Origin of the sequence: Halomonas sp. IOP_31, from assembly GCF_021151495.1 — a bacterium.
GTDB classification, from domain to species: Bacteria; Pseudomonadota; Gammaproteobacteria; order Pseudomonadales; family Halomonadaceae; genus Modicisalibacter; species Modicisalibacter zincidurans.
Map to the genome: position 1 here is coordinate 1 of NZ_JAIRBP010000079.1, position 1,475 is coordinate 1,475.

General features: G+C 55.7%; 3 protein-coding genes. All 3 read left to right on the plus strand.

Going from position 1 to position 1,475, the window contains the following annotated elements; all coding sequences use genetic code 11:
• Window positions 1-295: 295 nt before the first annotated feature.
• The 3 genes from K7I12_RS17360 to K7I12_RS17370 all read left to right on the plus strand — a co-directional run bounded on the left by K7I12_RS17360 (window position 296) and on the right by K7I12_RS17370 (window position 1,349).
• Window positions 296-628 carry a hypothetical protein gene (locus K7I12_RS17360; protein ID WP_051907387.1) on the plus strand — a complete coding sequence of 111 codons (333 nt, stop codon included), beginning with the start codon at window positions 296-298 and terminating at the stop codon, window positions 626-628.
• A gap of 117 nt (window positions 629-745) precedes the next feature.
• Window positions 746-1,024, plus strand: coding sequence for a type II toxin-antitoxin system RelE/ParE family toxin (locus K7I12_RS17365; RefSeq protein ID WP_084173670.1), 279 nt, complete (start codon window positions 746-748; stop codon window positions 1,022-1,024).
• 10 nt (window positions 1,025-1,034) lie between these two features.
• Window positions 1,035-1,349, plus strand: coding sequence for a HigA family addiction module antitoxin (locus K7I12_RS17370; protein ID WP_031383186.1), 315 nt, complete (start codon window positions 1,035-1,037; stop codon window positions 1,347-1,349).
• Window positions 1,350-1,475: the final 126 nt, after the last annotated feature.

A 1,475-nucleotide genomic window follows, 5' to 3' on the forward strand; every position in this document is an offset into this window, starting at 1 on the left:
AGAACTGACGACGTGTGCGCTTCTCGAGCTTGGGATTCGGCGTGACCTGATGGTCGGGCAGCTCGGTTGGCGGTTTAGGCATGATACGGGCTCCTGAACCTCGGGCTCTGATAGTGAGCTTGACTCACTGAGCCGGTGTATGGATTCAGGTTGACACACAGGGATCTGGGGTCCCGGCGATCCTTTCAGCCGCGAGATCCCGGACGCGATCGGTTCGGGCCGCTTCGCATTCGTCAACCAGGGCGATTATCCCTTCTCCACGTGCCATGTCGACAACGTGGTGGAAGCGATACGCTTGACGCTGGACCACGGAACCGGTGGGTGGGCCTACTTTGTCAACGACCTCGAAACGACAACCTTTCGCGACTTCATCGCAAAGCTGGCGGCGTTGCAGGGCTTATCCATCGACAAGGTGCGCTCCATATCCTACCGCCTTGCGTTCACCCTCGGCCGGCTCATGGAAATAGGTGCTGCCTTGGTTCGATCCGATGATGATCCGCCGCTAACGCGCTCTATGATCCGAATGATTGGCCGCGAGATGACGACCAGCGATGCGGCCGCGCGCCGCGATCTGGGCTATGTCGACAAGGTTTCGCGTGCCGACGGATTGGCGACGTACCGCGTTTGAATCAAAAGAAGGTGCTTGAGAGCCATGCAACATAACTTAGGCGTTATGCTCTCTCTCAGCCTGCTCTGTCGGATAATAACGCTTGACGTCAATAACGCTCTGCGTTACCATTTCCCTATGATCATATCGTTCAAGTGTAAGGATACAGAGAAGCTGGCAAGCGGACGCCGAGTCAGACGCTTCGTCAACTTTGAGCGAGTTGCCCTGAGGAAAATTCGGCAACTCCAGGCTGCAAGCCAGTTGGATGATCTTAGAGTACCGCCCGGGAATATGTTGGAGCCATTGCCTGGTGATCGCCAGGGTCAACACAGCATCCGAATCAACAGGCAGTTCCGGGTTTGCTTCCGATGGACCAAGGCTGGTGCGGAAGACGTCGAAATTGTTGATTACCATTAGGAGGTAACTCATGCGCAACATTGAAGCTGTAACGCCAGGCGAGTTACTAAAAGAAGAATTCCTGGAGCCGATGGGGATTTCTCAATACCGCTTGGCCAAAGAGATTGGGGTGCCTGCTCAGAGGATCGGCCAGATTATTGCCGGAAAGCGTTCGATAACCGCCGACACGGACCTGCGACTTTGTCGCTTCTTTGGTTTGTTCAATGGCTACTGGTTGCGAGCTCAGACAGCCTACGACACTGAGATTGCGGAAGATGCCCTTGAAGAACAGTTGAAGAATATTCGTCCCTGGAGTGCTGTATCGGAAATCGGGCACAGGGCATAACCAACGGCTGCACAGTGCCTCCAATGACGCCCTGACCTGGTTGGCCCCGCATCCCAAGCGCGGCCAGGAGGCGATGGATGCCATCGGCGTATTGCCCTTCGTGTGTGGCGTGCTGGTGCATGATCA

Coding starts and splice junctions, on each gene's coding strand:
- K7I12_RS17365 (WP_084173670.1), top strand. CDS start 746: ATGATCATATCGTTCAAGTGTAAGGATACAGAGAAGCTGGCAAGCGGA.
- K7I12_RS17370 (WP_031383186.1), top strand. CDS start 1,035: ATGCGCAACATTGAAGCTGTAACGCCAGGCGAGTTACTAAAAGAAGAA.